The sequence below is a fragment of the Nocardiopsis sp. Huas11 genome, assembly GCF_003634495.1.
Classification (GTDB): domain Bacteria; phylum Actinomycetota; class Actinomycetes; order Streptosporangiales; family Streptosporangiaceae; genus Nocardiopsis.
The window spans coordinates 1,586,682-1,603,822 of the sequence record NZ_RBKY01000001.1; the positions used below are offsets into that span (position 1 = coordinate 1,586,682).

Consider the following 17,141-nt stretch of genomic DNA (forward strand, 5'->3'; position numbering starts at 1 on the left):
CCGGGCCCGGCGCCGGAACGGCCGTCCGCCGCGCTCACCGGCACCCCCGCTCGATCACGGTCCTGGCCGCGACCCGCCCGCAGGCCGCGACGACGTGCTGGCGCCGCCCGTCCGTGTCCTGCGGCCCCACGGCCACCAGCTGGATCATCCGCTCCTCGTACCAGTTGCCCTGGTCGCCCTGCCCGAAACCGATGTAGCCGGACACGCCGGTGAGGCCCACCGTGTCCTGGACGTTGGTGAACAGCTCGCCCCGCTCCCGGTCGAAGCCCGTCGCGGTGGAGAGGTAGGGCGAGGCCTGCGCGCTCGGACTCGCGGTCGGGCTGGGGCTCGGCGCCGGCGCGGGCGCGTCCTCCGCCGCCAGGGGCGTCGCCCGGTCGATGCCGCGCAGGGCCCGCGCGATGACCCGCAGGCCGTCGTTGGCCATGACCGCGTGCGCCGTGGAGGGCAGCCCCGCGTCCGCGGCGACGAGGGCGTCGTCGGTCCCCCGGCCGCCGTCCGCCGCGTCCGCCTCCCCGTCGGCGTCGGCGTCGGCCTCCCCGTCCGACTCGTCTGCGCCCTCGGCGTCGTCCCCGTAGAGTTCCTCGACGAGCGCCTCGGCCGCCTCGTAGAACGCGCGCTCGCTCATGCCCGTGTACTGGCTCCACGCGCCGCTGGCCGCCAGGGGCGTGTAGAAGACGGGGTAGTCGGAGGCGCGGCCGATGACGTCGGCGTTGTCGGTGACGAACTTGGCGATGTCGTCACCGCCCAGCACGGCCATGTCGGCCTCGGGGCACACGCCCTCCTCCTGGAGCTGGATGTGAACGTCCATGAAGTCGACCGACCGGCCCGCGAAGTAGAGCAGGTCGGGAGGGTCGTCGGCGCACACGCGTTCCAGGTGCTCGGCGATGCTCGTGCCGCCGCTGCGGTACGGGAGCACGCCGTCCACGGACTGCGGGCTCTGGCCCACGGAGACGGGTTCGGGGTCGGTGCCGTCGCTCCACGGCCTCCCCCCGAGCGCCTCGAACTCCGCCATGAACTCCACCGCCAGGTGCGGCCCGTAACTCTCCCCGACGTCGTTGTCCGCGATGGCGACCGCCGTGCGCGCCGGGAGCAGGTGCGGTTCGGTCCCCTCCCCCACGAGGTCGGCGCCGTTCCACCGCACCCCGTCGTAGGCCCACGTCGCCGCCTGGCGCGCGATGCGCGTGTTGGAGGGGGCCAGGGGGAAGAAGTACTGGCTGTACTCGCTGCCCACGGAGGCGACCTGGTCGTAGGTGGCGGTGGTGCCGACCATGGTGATGCGGGCCGCCCCGAGTTCGAGGATGGCGTCGGTGTTGGGCTGGACGCTGTGGCCGAAGCCGACGGCCGCGATCGGCCGGTCCATGCCCAGGCGCTCGTCCTGCGAGCGCTCCACGATCATCGCCGCGACCTCCTCGGCGTGGGCCCAGCCCACCCCCGTGTTGGCCAGCAGGAGCTTGATCGCCGGGACCTCGGACGTGCCCGCCGACTGGTTGTGCTCCCGCTGCTGGTGCGCCAGGCCGAGGAGTTCGCCCTGGACCCCGGCCAGCGCGAGGTCGTCGTCGCCCAATGCGGTGAGCTCCCCGACGTAGGCGACCGTGACGTAGGGGGCGTCGTCGCCGACGGCCTCGTTCTGCTCGTGGACGCGGGCGCCGACCTCGGCCAACCGGTCGTGGAACTCGAACTCGCCGTCGGTGACCCCGACGCAGTCGTCGCCGTGGCGGACGATGCCCCGTGGCGGCAGGACCCCCTCGGCGACGCAGGGGTTGCGTTCCTGCACGGCGGTGGGCACCACCGTCCAGGCCAGGAGCACGATCGGGGCGAGGGCCACCACGGTTCCACCCGTCCAGGCTCCGACCAGGGCCGGGACGGTGAGGACCCAGCGGTCCGACCGGGGACCCGCGTGCCGCTCCCACTGGCCGGGGACGCCGGACACGGGGACCGTGAGCGTCCGTTCCCGGCCCAGGAGCCCGGCGGTGTAGCGCGCGTAGGACCACTGGGCGACGTGTTCGGGGCGGATCGGCGCGTCGTCGGCTCCGGGCAGGGAGGTGTGGCGGCAGGGGTCGGCGACGCCGTCCACCAGGGAGGGCTCGCGCGCGCCGCGCACCTGCACGATCAGCAGGGGGTCGGGGAGTCCTCGGCGCAGCCGCTCGTCCTCGATCAGACGCACCAGGTAGCGGCCCACCCGGTCCAGGCGGTGCTGGTCCACGATGAGTACGGGCCGCTGGTCGCGCTTGCGGCGCGCGGCGAAGCGGCGCCGGACCGTGCCGCCGTAGACGTCGGCGAGGTCGTCGAGGAAGGCGTTGACGGCGAGTTGGTGGACGCGGGGCGGCCGGGGCCTGTCCCCGCCGGGACCGGGGCGGTCAGCACGGGTGCGGTCCGCACGGGAGCGGTCGGCGGCGGGCGCCGGCCGCGGACGGTCCGTGCCGGTGAGTCTCGACCACCAGGAGGGGGCCGCCGGCGCGGGCCGGCGCGCGGCGGCCGGCCGCCGGGGTGCGCTCGCGTCCCGGGGCCCGGCGGGCTCGGAGTCCGGTACGCAGTATCCGACGGCGTCGCCCTGGAGGTGGAGCAGGTTGAGGACCTGGATGCCCCGGGAGCGGTGGTTGGTCGGCCCGTCGGCGTCCCCCTTGTCGGTCACGTACCCGTGGCGGTTCAGCCAGCGGTAGGACCGCCAGGGCAGGACGAGGAACGGGGCGAGTGAGCAGTAGACGACGAAGAGGACCGCCGCCGCCACGGCCCCGGCGATGTTGTTCACGCCCTGGGCGACCGTGTTGAGGGCGTTGACGACGCTGACGGTACCGAGGACGAGCGGCGCGACGAAGGCGACGAGGTTGACGGCGAACCCGAGCGGGGTGATGAGGCGTTCGTCGAACCGGCCGAAGCTGACCCCGGCGGAGAGCCGGGCGATCCAGGCCGCCGCCGTGTGCAGGGCCCGGCTGTAGTGGTCCAGCAGGCCGAGACGGCTCCTGCGCTCCTCGGGGTCGCGGGCCCGGGCCGCGCTCGCCTGCCGCTTGAGGTGCTCCAGCCGCACCCGCCGCAGTTCGGCGATGACGTGGATCTGGGCCCGCTGGCCGTCCTTCAGCGGCTGGCGGGCCTCCTTGGCCCGCGCCTCGGTCTCACCGGTGACCTTCTTCTCGGCCTCCTGCTGTTGCAGGACGTCCCCGCGGACCTTGTCGAAATCGCACTCGCGGAGCAGGAGCAGGGAGCGCAGCCGCCGGAAGCGTGCCTTCGGCGGCGGCCTGCGCAGGCGGCCGGCCGCCGGGTGGTCCCGGTCGGCCCGCTCCACCAGCCTGCCCATGAGGTCGTAGAGCTCGTCGGTGGTGGCACGGGGCTCGGGGTCGCGGACGCGGCCCCGGGCGGTGTCCGCGTCGTCGAGGGGCAGCCGCCAGACGGGGTGGGGGCCGCAGCGCTCGGCCAGGTCGCGGACCACCGCGCCGCGGTCGAGGCCGACCGGCACCTCCAGGTCCAGGACCGGCGGGGGTTCGGCGATGTCGCCGCGCTGGACGCGGCTGTGCCGGACGACGGGGATCCGGCGCGCCGCCCGGCGCTCCAGTCGGGCCACGGCCCGGGGGAGCCCGCGGCCGGGGCGCTCGCGCAGGGCGTCGAAGACCTCCAGGTGGAGGAAGGCGGACACGTCGTCGTCGCGGACGTCGGTCTTGTCCTCGGCCACGTCCGGGCCCTCCCACGGCTCGTCCTGTCCAGTTCACCCCCCGGTGGCGCCCCATTAGACCGCATGGGTCCCTGTTCTTTCATCCCCTTTCGGCGAATCCGCCCTGGCCCATATCGGCCAGGACCACGGGCCTGTGACACGGTGATGCGCCCTCACGTGATTTCACGCTGCGAGAAAGCGCCCTGACCGGTGGTGTCGTGACCGTGGCCACTACCCTGGTGACCGTGACCGACGAGATTCAGATCCCCGCGAACCTGCTGCCCGCCGACGGCCGCTTCGGCAGTGGCCCGTCCAAAGTCCGCCCAGCGCAGCTCGACGCGCTGGCCGCCTCCGGCTCCCGCTACATGGGGACCTCCCACCGCCAGAAGCCGGTGAAGTCCCTGGTCTCCCGCGTGCGTTCCGGCGTGCGCGACCTGTTCTCGCTGCCCGAGGGCTACGAGGTCGTGCTCGGCAACGGCGGCACCACCGCCTTCTGGGACATCGCCGCCCACGGCCTGCTGCGCTCCAAGTCGCAGCACCTGGCGTTCGGTGAGTTCTCCAGCAAGTTCGCGAAGGTCGCCAAGGGCGCTCCGTGGCTGTCGGAGCCCACCGTCATCTCCACCGACCCCGGCAGCCACGGCGAGGCCGTCGCCGAGGCCGGCGTGGACGTGTACGCGCTCACCCACAACGAGACCTCCACCGGTGTGGCCGCCCCGATCAAGCGGGTCGCCGGCGCCGACGAGGACGCCCTCGTGCTCGTGGACGCCACCAGCGGCGCGGGCGGCCTGCCCGTGGACATCGCCGAGACCGACGTCTACTACTTCGCCCCGCAGAAGAGCTTCGCGGCCGACGGCGGCCTGTGGCTGGCCGTCATGTCGCCCAAGGCCCTGGCCCGGGTCGACGAGATCGCCGCGAGCGGCCGGTACGTCCCCGAGTTCTTCTCGCTGACCACCGCCGTGGACAACTCCCGCAAGGACCAGACCTACAACACCCCGGCCGTGGCCACGCTGCTGCTGCTCGCCGAGCAGCTGGAGTGGATGAACGGCCAGGGCGGTCTGGACTGGACGGTGGCGCGCACCGCCGAGTCGTCCTCGATCCTCTACACCTGGGCGGAGAAGTCGTCGGTGGCCACGCCGTTCGTCACCGACCCGGCCAAGCGCTCGCAGGTCGTGGGAACGATCGACTTCAGCGACGACGTCGACGCCGCCGCGATCGCCAAGGTGCTGCGCGCCAACGGCGTCGTGGACACCGAGCCGTACCGCAAGCTGGGCCGCAACCAGCTGCGCGTGGCGATGTTCCCCGCGGTCGAGCCCTCCGACGTGCAGGCCCTCACCGAGTGCATCGACCACGTGCTCACGCGTCTGGCCTGACCCGGTCCGCCGGCATTGGAGAATAGGAGGCCGACCCGCCCGTGCGGGTCGGCCTCCTCTCTTCTACTTCCCGGCTATCGCTTGTCAGGACGGTTCGGCTGTGCGCAGGAACAGGAACAAGACGGAAACCCCGATCACGATCATCTCCCACCGCGGGGCGTCCGGGCACCGCCCGGAGCACACGCTGGCCTCCTACGAACTGGGGGCGCGCCACGGGGGCGACTTCATCGAGATGGACCTCGTCGCGACCAAGGACGGTCGGCTGATCTGCCGCCACGAGCAGGAGATCGGCGGGACCACCGACGTGGCCGCGCACCCGGAGTTCGCCGACCGGCGCACCACGCGCACGATCGACGGCCGCGAGGTGACCGGGTTCTTCGCGCAGGACTTCACGCTCGCCGAGATCAAGACGCTGCGGGCCGTGGAGCGGCTCCAGGACGTGCGGGCGATGAACGCGATGATGGACGGGACCTACGAGATCCCGACCCTGGAGGAGGTCGTCGACCTGGCGCTCTCGCTCACCGAGGAGCTGGGCCGCCCGATCGGGATCTACCCCGAGACCAAGCACCCCTCCCACCACGTCGCGCAGGGGCTGGACCTGGAGCCCGCGCTGATCGCGGTCCTGCGCGAGGCGGGGCTGACCGGCGAGGAGCCCCGGCTCCCGGTGTTCCTGCAGTCCTTCGAGGCGGAGAGTCTGCGCAGGCTCGCCGAGACGGAGCTGCCCCTGGTCTACCTGATGGGGACCGAGGAGCACTGGCTGCACTACACCACGCCCGACGGGCTGGCCGAGGTGGCCGCGTTCGCCCACGCGATCGGCCCGCACAAGAGCCTGGTGGTGCCCGTGAACGAGGACGGCGCGCTCGGCGAGCCCACGGACCTGGTGGAGAACGCGCACGAGGCCGGGCTGCTGGTGCACCCGTACACGTTCCGCAGCGAGAACCACTTCCTGCCCGCCGACCTGTGCTCGGACGGCGAGCCCGGCGACTACGGGGCCTTCGCCGCCGAGTACGAGGCCTTCTTCTCCGCCGGGGTCGACGGCGTGTTCACCGACTTCTCCCGGCACGCCTTCCTGTGCCGGGAGCACTTCCTGGACCCGCAGCCCGTCGAGTAGGGGCACTGGCGTTCCCAGGGCGTGTGATCGGCCCGTCGTCAAGGCCGGGGGCGGCTACCCGCGGCGGGCGAGCAGGACGATGCCGCCGATGAGCAGGGCCGCCACGGCGGCCCCGCCCAGGATGAACGGGAGCGCGCCGCCCCCGCCGCCGACGGCCTCCGCGTCCGTGTCCGCGTCGTCCTCGGCGGACGCGCTCTCCTGCGGGGTCGGGACCGACTCCTCGCTCAGGTACTCGTCGGCCAGCGGGACCGACCACACCGGCGCGTTCGCCCCCTCGGTCCCGGCCATGAGCGCGGTGCCGTCCGGGGAGAAGGCGATCGCCTCGCCCTGGTCGGACTCGGGCAGGTCGAAGGAGCCCAGCGCGGGGCCGGGGACGCCGTTGGTGGAGTCGTAGACCGTCACACCCCAGTAGGTCCGGATGGCGTAGCGGGTGCCGTCGGGGTGGAAGGCCGCGTCGGTGACGAACAGCGGCGCCGAGTCCACGCGCTCCAGGACGTTCTCCGCCTCCGGGTCCAGGGTCTCCGGGGCCGCGTACAGGCCGCCGGAGAACTCCTTGGACACCACGTACAGGCGCCCGTCGCGGGGGTCGATCATCATCGCCTCGGCGTCGCGGCCGCCGTCGGCGTAGGTGAGGGTGAACACCTGCGGCTCGATGAGCGCGTCCGCCAGGGGCTCGGGTTCGGCGAACCGGAGCACCCGCACGCTGGGCCAGCTGCCGCCGTAGTTGTCACCGATGTCGCCGACGTAGACCGACGAGCGCCCCTCGGGGTCCTGCGCGACGGTGACCGCCTCCCAGTCCCGCAGCTCGACCGCCAGGGAGACCGTGGCCAGCGTCTCGCCGTCCCCGTTCACCGCGTAGACGTCGGGCAGGAAGTCGCCGCTGTCGTTGTGGGTCCACCACACGTCCTCGTGTACGCCCGAGGGAGCGATGCCGCTCGACTCCGCGATCCGCGGGTCCTGGAAGGTGAAGGCGACCTCCGAGCCCTCCGGCCCCTCGCCCCCGCGCGGATAGTCGAGTCCGCCGGTACCGGAGTCGTCGGGTCCGGCCGTCTCCGCCGCGGCCGGGGCGCTGGAGAGGGCGACGATCAGAGCGGCAACGGCCGACACGAGCGGTCTTGTCATGTCCGCCATCCTGCCAGGGGTCGACACGGGGGGCTTGCAGCCGGGCGGTAACGGGCACATGTCGCATACAGGGCCGTGAGGAGGACCCATGAGGATCGAAGCCTGCCTGAACGGTGACCGCCGCCCCGGCGCCCACCCCTCCCTGCCCGTCTCCGTGGACCAGGTGGTGGCGGACGCGCACGCGGTGGCCGCCGTCGGCGCGACCTCGATCCACCTGCACCCGCGCGACCCCAGCGGCGCGGAGTCGCTGGAACCGCAGGTCGTGGCGCCCCTGATGGAGAGCCTGCGCGACCAGGGCCCCGCGGTGCCGGTGTCGGTCACCTCGTCGCTGTCGGCCGAGTCCGACCCGTGGCGCCGCTACGACCTGGTGCAGAGGTGGGCGTCGTCGGCGCTGCCGGACTCGGTGACGGTCAACCTGCACGAGGCGGGTTCGATCGACCTCGTGCACCTGCTGAACGACCGCCGTGTCGCGGTCGAGGCAGGAGTGTGGACGGTGGAGGCGGCCCGCATCCTCATCGCCACGAAGATCGAGGTGAGCGCGGTGCTGGTGGAGCCCACGCAGGTGGCGGTGGAGGACGCGCGCGACAACGCGGACGCGATCCTGTCGCTGCTCGACCGCGCCGGGATCGGCGCGCCCCGGCTGCTGCACGGAGCGGACGCGACCGCCTGGCCGATGCTGGAGGCGGCGATCGAGGCCGGGTACGACATCCGTGTGGGACTGGAGGACACCCTGCGCCTGCCCGACGGCGACGAGGCCCACGACAACGCGGCCCTGGTCGCCCACGCCGTGAGCCTGGCCGACGCCGCCCACCGCGTCGGCTGAGGCGCCGGGGGACGGTCGGTGCCGGTCCCGGCCGAAGCCGGCCCCGACCGGGACGACAACGTCAGAGCGAGGGAGGGGAGCTGTCGGGGGCGATGTTCTCGGCGATGGTGCGGGCGCTGCGCGGCACGGGCTCGCCGTTCTCCTCCAGGCCCCAGCTGACGACGCGCCTGGGACGGATCCGGATTCTGGGGTTCTCCCCCTCCACGGCCTCCGCGTCGCCGCGGACCTCCACCCCGCGCGGGTGCCAGGGCGGCAGGACGTCGTCCACGACCATGGAGGCGCGTCCGGTGCGCTGGACGTCGCGGAACTTCTTGGTGCGGGAGAAGTCGTGGCCGCTGATCTCCACCACGGTGTCGCCGTCGGCGAGCGACCAGCCGACCGGGGTCACGTGGATGTCGCCGTCGGGTCCCACGGTGGCCACCCGCGCTAGTCGGCGCTCCCCGCGCCCTCCGCTGAGATAGGCGATCTCGGGGCCGGTGAAGACGGTCATGGTCGCTCCCGTGGGGATGTGCGGAGTCGGGTCACCGTACTCCTTCCCACCCGCCGCCCACCATCACCCCCGAGCGCTACGCGAGGGGTGGGGTTTCCACCCTCAACCGAGAGCCTCCGGCTCCAGCGCTTCTTACCCGCCGCCCACCATCACCCCGAGCGCTACGCGAGGGTGGGGTTTCCACCCTCAACCGAGAGCCTCCGGCTCCAGCGCTTCTTACCCGCCGCCCACCATCACCCCGAGCGCTACGCGAGGGTGGGGCCTTCCACCCTCAACCGAGAGCCTCCGGCTCCAGCGCTTCTTACCCGCCGCCCACCATCACCCTCGGGGGGCGCAAAGCGAGGAGCGAGGGCTACCACCATCGGGGGGGCAGCGGGGATCAGGTCAGGAACGCGCCCAGGACGACGATGAGCATGATGGTTCCCAGCACCACCGGCAGCAGCCAGCGCTGCTTGCGGTTGTTGGTGAGCATGCTCATGACGTGCTCCGCTCAGGAGATCGATGGGGATCGGGTTCCCACCCTAACGTCCAGGTCCGAACGGTTCGGTAGGGGTCGTCCGCACCGAGGCGGCTCTCCACCAGGTGCACCTCGCGCGCCGACCACCGGTGTCCGCGCAGGGCGCCGAGTGCCTGGACGGTGTCGGTGAGGTCGCGCGGAGGCCGGCTGCGCGCGACGGTGACGTGCGGCACGTAGGGCCTGGTCTCCACCGGGATCCGTGCCGAACGCGCCGCCCGGCGCAGGCCCAGGGCGAGCGAGTCCAGGGCGTCGGTGTCCCCCGTGACCCCGGCCCACAGAACGGAGGAGCGCGTCCCCTCCGGCGGGAAGCGCCCCCAGCCGCGCACGGCGACCTCGAAGGGAACGTGCGCCCCGGCCTCCGCGCCCAGGGCGGCCTCCAGGTCCGGCAGGTCCTCCTCGCCGACCTCGCCGAGGAAGACCAGGGTGATGTGCCAGTCGTCGGGCGGGGCCCAGCGCAGGTTCGGCGCGTGACGGCGGCCCGCGCGCACCGCCGCGCGCAGGGCCTCCTGGGTCTCCTCCGGCGGCACCAGGGCCGCGAACAGTCTCATGCCACCATCCTGCCGCGCCGGGCTCCGCGTCACCCGGTGGCTCAGACCGGCGTGGCCGCGCCCGGCGCGCCCCTCGCGGTCCGCCGTCCGCCGTCCGAACCGGCGCCGGCCGAACCCGCCTCGGTCCCGCTCTCGTTCCCGGCCCCGCCCCCGTCCCCGGTCCCGCTCTCGTTCCCGGTCCCGCTCTCGTTCTCCGTCTCGGCGTGGCTCCGGCTCGCCCCATCGCTCTCGCCGGAGCTCTCCGCTTCCGCCGCGTCGAGGGCCGTGCCCTCACCCGACGGGTCCTCCCCGCGCCACCGGGCGGGCAGCAGGGCACGCCAGCGGACGTCCTTGGCCCGCATGAGCAGCACCGAGAGCACGGACACCACGACGACGGTGACCACACCACCGGTCACCAGGCTGGCCCGGGGACCGAAGGCGTCGGCCAGGAGCCCGACGACGGGCGCGCCGATCGGGGCCACGCCCATGAACACCAGCAGGAACATGCTCATCACCCGGCCCCGCATGCGCGAGTCGACCGTGAGCTGGAAGGTGGCGTTGAGCGTGGTCACGTACGTCATGAACAGCACGCCCATGGGCACCAGGACGATCACGAACGCCAGATAGCCCGGCATGAGCCCGGCCACGACCTGGGCCACGCCGAAGCCCATCGCGCCGATGAGCACCAGTCGCACCCGGGGCCGGTCGCGACGGGCCGCCAGCAGGGCGCCGACCAGCGCGCCGACCGCCAGCGCGGCCGCGGCGGTACCGAAGGCGGCGGCTCCGGACGCGAACACGTTGTTGACCATGAGCGCGATCTGGTTCTGCCCGTTGGCGCCGAAGAACTGCACGCACGCGGCCAGCACCAGCAACAGCACGAGGTCGCGCCGCCCCCTGACGTAGCGCAGGCCCTCACGGATCTGGCCCTTGCCCTTGGGAACCGGCTCGGGGGTGCGCAGGTCGGCGGTGCGGATCATCAGCAGCGCGACGATGGTGAAGGCGAAGGACACCCCGTTGATGACGAACACGGGACCGCTGCCGATCCACGCGATCAGCAGGCCGGCGATCGCGGGCCCTGTGACGCGGCCGAGCTGGAAGCTGGCGCTGTTGAGGGCGATGGCGTTGCTCAGGTGCTCGCGCTCGACCATCTCGGGGACGAACGCCTGCCGCCCGGGATTGTCCAGCACGGTGATCATGCCGAGCGCGAAGGCGAACACGTACACGTGCCACACCTCGGCGGCGCCGACGGAGGCCAGGACGCCCAGCCCCACGGCGAGCACGCCCATGGCGCCCTGCGTGAAGATCAGCAGCCGGCGCTTGTCGAGCCGGTCGACCAGCGCGCCGCCCCACAGCCCGAACAGCAGGAGCGGCAGGAACTGGAGCGCGGTCGTCATGCCCAGCGCGATGCCGCTGCCGTGGCTCAGCTGCAGGACCAGCCAGTCCTGGGCGATGCGCTGCATCCACGTGCCGGGGTTGGAGAGCAGCTGGCCGAGGGCGTAGAGCCGGTAGTTGCGCACGGCCAGGGAACGGAACATCGGAAAGCGCATCAGTCCTCCACCGCGGCGGTCGGCCCAGCGAGGGGCGCCGGTCTCGTTCGGGCACGGATGAGACACGGAGAGCACTGGGGGCGCAAAGGTAAACGGCGTTGACTCATCAATCGAGTCAACGCCGTTCGCCCGTCACCGCATTCCCGGCGAGCCGGGGATCACGGTGTGGGTCAGCCGATGAACGCGTAGATCGGCTCCTCGGCGAAGTGGATCAGGAACACCAGCGAGATCAGCCACAGCAGCGGGTGGACCTGGCGGCCCTGCCCCTGGACCGTGCGGACGAAGGTGTAGGTGAGCAGGCCGAACCCGATGCCGTTCGCGATCGAGTAGGTGAACGGCATCATGATGATCGCCATGAAGGCGCCCAGGCCGATGGCCGGGTCCTTGAAGTCGATGTTGGTGACCTGCGTCATCATCATGAATCCCACGATCACCAGCACCGGGGTGGCGGCCTCGAACGGCACCAGCGACACCAGCGGGGTGAACAGGGTCGCCACGAGCATCATCGCGCCGGTGACGATCGGCGCGATGCCCGTGCGGGCACCCTCACCGACACCGGCCGCGGACTCGGCGTAGACCGTGGCCACGGACGCGGAGCCCACACCGCCCAGCAGGGTGCCGACGGCGTCGGCGGCCAGGACCTCGCGGGTGTTGGCCATGTTGCCGTTCTCGTCGGCCAGTCCGGCCTGGTGGGCCACACCGACCATCGTGCCCATGGTGTCGAAGAAGTCGGCCAGCAGCAGCGTGAAGACCAGCATGATGACGGTGGCGAAGCCGATGTCGGACCACCGTGCGATGACGTTGAGGCCGCCGTCGGCGAACAGGCCGATGACGCTGAAGTCCGGGATGGCGACGAGTTCGCCGGTGCTGGTGGGCAGGCTCGGCACGGTCAGGCCCCAACCGAGGCCCTCGCCGCCGTCGCCGAGGGCGGTCTCGACCACGATCGCGAGGATGGTGGCGATGACGATGCCGATGAGCAGCGCGCCCCGGACCTTGCGCACGTACAGCGCGATGCTGATGAGCAGGCCGATGACGAAGATCAGGATGGGCCAGCCGTTCAGGCCGCCGTTGCCGAGCTGGACGGGGGTGCCGTCGCCGGCCTGCACGAACCCGGCGTTGACCAGGCCGATGAGGGCGAGGAACAGGCCCACGCCGACCGCGATGCCGGTCTTGATGCCGGCGGGGATGGCCGCGAAGACCGCGGTACGGAATCCGGTCAGCACGAGGATGAGCAGCAGCAGGCCCTCGACGATGACCAGGAGGAACACGTCGGCCCACGGCATGAGCGGGGCGAGTCCGTAGGCGATGACCGCGTTGAGCCCCATGCCGGCGGCGATGGCGAACGGGTAGCGGCTGACGATGCCCATGATGAGGCAGGAGATGGCCGCGACGAGCGCGGTGACGGCGGCGATCTCGGGGATGCCCAGTACCTGGCCGTTGACGTCCTCGGCGGTGCCGATGATCAGCGGGTTGAGCACGACGATGTAGGCCATGGCGAAGAACGTGGCCAGACCGCCGCGGATCTCAGTGCCGATGGTCGACCCGCGTTCGGACACGCGGAAGAAGCGGTCCACGGGGTTGGCTGGGGTTCCGGCGGTGCCGGTGGGGGATGGTTTCGATGCGTTCACGTCGTCAGCCTGACCTGGTCGTGTTAAGGGACAACAAGGATTCTGCGCCAGATTAGTTGCAGCTTTGTACAACCCACGCCACCTGGGTCACGTGTGTTTCATAGGAATCGCCATATCCTCGGATGATCCTGTGATCGGGTGTGAGCAACGCATCGCCTCAGCGGATAGCCTTGATCCGTGCGTAAGCCCCGCCGACCCGACCCCGACGTCCACGAGAGCGACTACCGCGTACCCGCCGCCCTCGGCACCGCGGCGTGGACGGTCGCGCTCGTCGTTCTGATCGCCCTGGGGGACGGCCTCCCCGAGACCGAGCGCTGGTGGATCGGCGTCTGCGTCACCGGCATCGTGCTCGGCGTCTTCGGCTTCCTCTACATCCCGCGACTGCTGCGTCAGCGCTCCGAGGCCGAGGCCCGCCGCGAGTCCGCCGGCGCCCCCTGAACCCACCCGGCCGCCGCACCCCCGGCCCGGCGAGGCCCGGCCCTCCGCTCCAACGCGAGCCCGGCCCCGGTCCGACGAGAGCCCGGCCGCCGGTCCGACGAGAGCCCGGCCCTCCGCTCCAACGCGAGCCCGGCCCTCCGCTCCAACGCGAGCCCGGCCCCGCTCCAACGCGAGCCCGGCCCCGGTCCGACGAGAGCCCGGCCGCCGGTCCGACGTCGCGGGGCACCATCCCTCCTGCCTGATAATGGGCACGTGTCTGAGACTGAATTCCCGCGCGGCCTGGCCGAACGCCTTCGAGGCATCCTCATCGACGCCGACTACACGGTGTCGGGCGTCCGCGACCGCCTCGGCGACGCCGCGGCGCGCGCCCTGGCCCGGGAGGAACTCGTGCCCGCCCTGCGCGCCACCGGCGGGGACGAGAGGCTCGGACTGCTGCTGCGCCTGTGGTGGCTGCGATCGCCCATCCCCGAGAGATCGGCGCGCACGATACTGCCCATCGAGGAGCTGGCCGGGAACGGGCTGGTGAGCGTGGAGGAGGGCCCCGACGGGCGCACCGTGCGCGCCCTGGTGCACCTGGGCCCGTGGGAGCTGGAGGACGGCAGACCGGGGTTCGTGGTCTCCGACCCCAAGGTGCGCCCCGGCTCGGGCACCGTCCCCAGCCCCGACCACGTCGTCGGCGCGGGCGGCGCCTCCTCGACCCTGTCGCAGCTCATCGTCAACGGACCGGCCGAACGGGCCCTGGACCTGGGCACCGGCTGCGGCGTACAGGCGCTGCACCTGGCCTCGCGGGCCCGCGAGATCGTGGCGACCGACCTCAACCCCCGCGCGGTGCGCCTGGCCGGCATCAGCCTGGCCCTGTCGGGCGTGACGGGGGCCGAACTCCGCCAGGGATCGCTGTTCGAGCCGGTCAAGGGCGAACGGTTCGACCTCATCGTGTCCAACCCGCCGTTCGTCATCACACCGGAGGCCTCGCGGTACACCTACCGCGAGTCGGACCTACCGGGCGACACCGTGTGCGCGGAGCTGGTGCGCCAGGCGCCCGCCCATCTGACCGAGGGCGGCTGGTGCCAGATCCTGGCCAACTGGGTGCACTCCGACGGCGACGACTGGGAGGACCGGGTCGGCGGCTGGGTGACCGGCACGGGGTGCTCGGGCTGGGTCGTCCAGCGCGACGTCCAGGACCCGGCGGAGTACGTGGAGCTGTGGCTGCGCGACTCCTGCGAGCACGGCACCCCTGAGTACACGCGCCGGTACGACGCCTGGCTGGACTACTTCGAGCGCGAGGGCATCAAGGGCATCGGATTCGGCTGGATCAGCCTGCGCAACGACGTCGCCCAGGACGCCACCGTGCGCGTCGAGGAGCTCGCGCACCAGATCGAGCAGCCGGTCGGACCGTACCTGCCCGAGGTGGTGGACGGGGCGATGACGGCGCTGCGGCTGACCGACGCCGCCCTGCTCTCGGCGCACGTGGCGCTCGCGCCGGGTGTGGTGGAGGAGCGCGTGAGCCGGCCGGGGGCGCCGGACCCGGAGAAGATCGTGCTGCGCCAGCGCGACGGCCTGCGCCGGGTGGCGCGGATCGGCACCGTGGAGGCGGCGCTGGCGAGCGTGTGCGACGGGACGATGCCGGTGGGGCCGCTGCTGGACGCGATCTCCGAGCTCATGGGCGAGGACCCGGCCGTCATCCGCGACCGCACCCCCGGGGCGCTGCGCACGCTCATCTCAGAGGGCTTCTTCCGCGTCGCCCGCTGACCTGCGACCCGCCCTCGGGAAGGGGAGCCGTGCACTTCTCCGTACTCGTCGCTCTGGAGTTCGAGGGGGCGGCCGACCAGGACCTCGAAGCGGCGCTCGACGCGGCTCTGGATCCGCTGATGGCGCCGTTCGAGGAGAGCCTGGAGGTTCCCCCCTACCGCGACCACGCCTACGAGGACGACTGGGAGGAAACCTACCGATGGGCCGTGGAGTGTTTCACCGACCGGCGCCCCCAGGAGTGCCCCGCGGGCCTCGACCTCACCGACCGGTTGGCGGTCCTCAACGCCTACCTGCACCTGCCCGTCGGCTGGGACGCTGACGCCGGCTCCTTCTACGCGGTCACCACGGACAACCCCCTGGCCAAGTGGGACGCCTGGGACATCGGCGGCCGGTACCGCGGCATGCTGCTCGCCCGGGACCCCGCCGATCCGCGTGTCCTCACCTTCGAGCCCGACTCCTCGATGGTGGCCGGCGCGCCCAAGCACCTGCTCGCCATCGCGGAGCAGCGTGAATGGGCGGTCGCGAAGGCGGCGCGCGACTGGGACACCGCGCACGCGATCCTGCGCCACCAGGAGCCGACCCGTCCGAGAACGGACCTGCTCGCGTCGGCCGGGCCCGGACACGAAGGTCGGCGCGAGGCGCTCAGGGCCTACGAGGACCAGCCCGCGATCCGGCGGTTGGCCGAGGCCGGACTCGTCCCAGGACTCGTCTGCGCCGTCGACTGGTTCTCCCGGCCCAAGGAGGAGTTCGTGGCCACGGCGAGGGACCAGGCCGTGCCCGGCTATGCCTACCTCGACCTGAACGGCGCCTGGTACGACCGGGACGAGGTACCGGGTCACGCCCAGGACTGGATGGCGGCGCGCCGTGAGTACCTGCGGACGGTCGCCCCGCTGATCGACGCCCTGCCCGAGGACGCCTACCTGGTCACCGTCGACTGCCACGTGTGACCGGCGCGGCCCGTCAGTGGACCGACCCCGGATCGCCGTACTCGCCGAGGAGCGAAGGGCTCACTCCCCGGTGAGGACCACGTCGCCGTGGCCGCGCTCCCGACCGCTCTCCAGCAGGGTGAACCCGGTCGCCTCGACCGCCACGGGGTCGGCGCACTCGAAGACCACCGTGTGGGTCTCCCCCGGCGGGAACTCCGCGAGCCCGTCCGGGAGGAGGACGGCGCACGCGACCTCCCGTTCCTCGGACTCGAACACGACGCCGGTCCGGTAGCCGGAGCGGAAGGGCGTCCGGCGCCCGCCGTCGTCGGTGGTGAGCATGGTCAGGTCGGCGGTGATCGGCTCCCCCGCGGCGTAGGCGTGTTCACGCGGGACCTCCGTCGGGCCGTGGGGCCCGGCTGCCGCAGGCTCGGCGCCCGCGTCCGCCTCCCCGGAGCAGCCGGTGACGAGGAGTGTCGCGAACAGGGACAGGGACAAGGGCAGGGGCAGGGCGCAGACGCGCATGGGGGAATCCGTTCGACCGGCACACGTGTGGGGGCAGAGCTTAGGACGCTCGGGTACCCCGTTCCAGTTCCAGGAATCCGGCACTCCTAGGCGTGTTAGGTTCTTCCCTGCGCTCTCTAGGAGGTGATCGCATGGCCCGTGCCGGGCTCTCCGCCGCCAGGCTGACCGAGGCCGCCGCCGAGATGGCGGACGAGGCCGGGATCGACGCGGTCACGCTGTCCGCGCTCGCCCGGCGCTTCGGTGTCAAGGACGCCAGCCTCTACTCGCACGTGCGCAACCTGCGGGACCTGCGGGTACGCGTGGCGATGCTCGCCTCCGAGGAGATGACCGAGCGCATCGCGGCCGCGGTCGTGGGCCGCGCGGGCAGGGACGCGCTGGTCGCCTTCGCCGACGCCTACCGCGACTACGCCCTCGAACACCCCGGCCGCTACGCGGCGACCCAGATGCGGTTCGACCCCGAGGAGGTCGCCGACTCGGTGGGACTGCGCCGCAGCGTGGACCTCACGTACGGGATGCTGCGCGGCTACGGGCTCACCGAGCCGGACCTGACCGACGCCGGACGGCTCCTGCGCGCCACCTTCCACGGCTACGTGCACCTGGAACTGGGCGGCGGCTTCGCGCACTCACCCGAAGTAGGGGCGTCCTGGTCGCGCTCGCTCGACGCCCTGCACGCGCTCCTCGAACGCTGGCCTTCACGCAACGCGTAGGCCCCGGAACGCACATGGGGA

14 protein-coding genes are annotated in these 17,141 nt (G+C 72.5%); 7 read left to right on the plus strand and 7 right to left on the minus strand.

All coding sequences use genetic code 11. The features are described from left to right. Positions 1 to 34: 34 nt before the first annotated feature. Positions 35 to 3,664: an ABC transporter substrate-binding protein gene (locus DFP74_RS07080; protein ID WP_121180960.1), complete on the minus strand. Its 3,630-nt coding sequence runs from the start codon at positions 3,662 to 3,664 to the stop codon at positions 35 to 37. A gap of 218 nt (positions 3,665 to 3,882) precedes the next feature. On the opposite strand from DFP74_RS07080, the gene serC reads away from it, so the two are divergent. Further along, on the plus strand, positions 3,883 to 5,013 hold the full coding sequence (gene serC, locus DFP74_RS07085; RefSeq protein WP_121188094.1) for a phosphoserine transaminase: 1,131 nt from the start codon (positions 3,883 to 3,885) through the stop codon (positions 5,011 to 5,013). Between the two features lie 100 nt (positions 5,014 to 5,113). After that, positions 5,114 to 6,124: a glycerophosphodiester phosphodiesterase family protein gene (locus DFP74_RS07090; protein ID WP_121180961.1), complete on the plus strand. Its 1,011-nt coding sequence runs from the start codon at positions 5,114 to 5,116 to the stop codon at positions 6,122 to 6,124. A gap of 54 nt (positions 6,125 to 6,178) precedes the next feature. On the opposite strand, the gene DFP74_RS07095 is transcribed toward DFP74_RS07090, so the two are convergent. Further along, the gene (locus DFP74_RS07095; RefSeq protein ID WP_121180962.1) at positions 6,179 to 7,246 is read right to left on the minus strand and encodes a hypothetical protein; all 1,068 of its coding nucleotides are present in this window, start codon (positions 7,244 to 7,246) and stop codon (positions 6,179 to 6,181) included. Between the two features lie 88 nt (positions 7,247 to 7,334). Here DFP74_RS07095 and DFP74_RS07100 point away from each other — a divergent pair, with 88 nt between their 5' ends. Further along, positions 7,335 to 8,069, plus strand: coding sequence for a 3-keto-5-aminohexanoate cleavage protein (locus DFP74_RS07100; protein WP_121180963.1), 735 nt, complete (start codon positions 7,335 to 7,337; stop codon positions 8,067 to 8,069). Positions 8,070 to 8,130: 61 nt separating this feature from the next. Here DFP74_RS07100 and DFP74_RS07105 read toward each other — a convergent pair whose 3' ends face one another. From DFP74_RS07105 to DFP74_RS07120, 4 genes are all read right to left on the minus strand, one after another. Beyond that, the gene (locus DFP74_RS07105; RefSeq protein ID WP_121180964.1) at positions 8,131 to 8,559 is read right to left on the minus strand and encodes a PPOX class F420-dependent oxidoreductase; all 429 of its coding nucleotides are present in this window, start codon (positions 8,557 to 8,559) and stop codon (positions 8,131 to 8,133) included. A gap of 474 nt (positions 8,560 to 9,033) precedes the next feature. Continuing rightward, positions 9,034 to 9,624, minus strand: a complete 591-nt coding sequence (gene thpR, locus DFP74_RS07110) for an RNA 2',3'-cyclic phosphodiesterase (protein ID WP_121180965.1) — start codon at positions 9,622 to 9,624, stop codon at positions 9,034 to 9,036. 41 nt (positions 9,625 to 9,665) lie between these two features. Next, the gene (locus DFP74_RS07115) at positions 9,666 to 11,153 is read right to left on the minus strand and encodes an MFS transporter (protein WP_121188095.1); all 1,488 of its coding nucleotides are present in this window, start codon (positions 11,151 to 11,153) and stop codon (positions 9,666 to 9,668) included. Positions 11,154 to 11,320: 167 nt separating this feature from the next. Beyond that, the gene (locus DFP74_RS07120) at positions 11,321 to 12,778 is read right to left on the minus strand and encodes an NCS2 family permease (protein ID WP_233570846.1); all 1,458 of its coding nucleotides are present in this window, start codon (positions 12,776 to 12,778) and stop codon (positions 11,321 to 11,323) included. Positions 12,779 to 12,955: 177 nt separating this feature from the next. Here DFP74_RS07120 and DFP74_RS07125 point away from each other — a divergent pair, with 177 nt between their 5' ends. The 3 genes from DFP74_RS07125 to DFP74_RS07135 all read left to right on the plus strand — a co-directional run bounded on the left by DFP74_RS07125 (position 12,956) and on the right by DFP74_RS07135 (position 15,912). Next, positions 12,956 to 13,216, plus strand: coding sequence for a DUF2530 domain-containing protein (locus tag DFP74_RS07125; protein ID WP_121180967.1), 261 nt, complete (start codon positions 12,956 to 12,958; stop codon positions 13,214 to 13,216). Positions 13,217 to 13,468: 252 nt separating this feature from the next. Continuing rightward, positions 13,469 to 14,965 carry a methyltransferase gene (locus DFP74_RS07130; protein WP_121180968.1) on the plus strand — a complete coding sequence of 499 codons (1,497 nt, stop codon included), beginning with the start codon at positions 13,469 to 13,471 and terminating at the stop codon, positions 14,963 to 14,965. 29 nt (positions 14,966 to 14,994) lie between these two features. Further along, the gene (locus tag DFP74_RS07135) at positions 14,995 to 15,912 is read left to right on the plus strand and encodes a hypothetical protein (RefSeq protein ID WP_121180969.1); all 918 of its coding nucleotides are present in this window, start codon (positions 14,995 to 14,997) and stop codon (positions 15,910 to 15,912) included. A 60-nt stretch (positions 15,913 to 15,972) separates the two neighbouring features. On the opposite strand, the gene DFP74_RS07140 is transcribed toward DFP74_RS07135, so the two are convergent. Continuing rightward, the gene (locus DFP74_RS07140; RefSeq protein ID WP_121180970.1) at positions 15,973 to 16,413 is read right to left on the minus strand and encodes a hypothetical protein; all 441 of its coding nucleotides are present in this window, start codon (positions 16,411 to 16,413) and stop codon (positions 15,973 to 15,975) included. Positions 16,414 to 16,544: 131 nt separating this feature from the next. Here DFP74_RS07140 and DFP74_RS07145 point away from each other — a divergent pair, with 131 nt between their 5' ends. Beyond that, positions 16,545 to 17,120 (plus strand): TetR-like C-terminal domain-containing protein, encoded by a 576-nt coding sequence (locus DFP74_RS07145; protein ID WP_121180971.1) that lies wholly within the window; start codon positions 16,545 to 16,547, stop codon positions 17,118 to 17,120. Positions 17,121 to 17,141: the final 21 nt, after the last annotated feature.

Coding starts and splice junctions, on each gene's coding strand:
- DFP74_RS07095 (WP_121180962.1), bottom strand. CDS start 7,246: ATGACAAGACCGCTCGTGTCGGCCGTTGCCGCTCTGATCGTCGCCCTC.
- DFP74_RS07100 (WP_121180963.1), top strand. CDS start 7,335: ATGAGGATCGAAGCCTGCCTGAACGGTGACCGCCGCCCCGGCGCCCAC.
- DFP74_RS07105 (WP_121180964.1), bottom strand. CDS start 8,559: ATGACCGTCTTCACCGGCCCCGAGATCGCCTATCTCAGCGGAGGGCGC.
- thpR (WP_121180965.1), bottom strand. CDS start 9,624: ATGAGACTGTTCGCGGCCCTGGTGCCGCCGGAGGAGACCCAGGAGGCC.
- DFP74_RS07140 (WP_121180970.1), bottom strand. CDS start 16,413: ATGCGCGTCTGCGCCCTGCCCCTGCCCTTGTCCCTGTCCCTGTTCGCG.
- DFP74_RS07145 (WP_121180971.1), top strand. CDS start 16,545: ATGGCCCGTGCCGGGCTCTCCGCCGCCAGGCTGACCGAGGCCGCCGCC.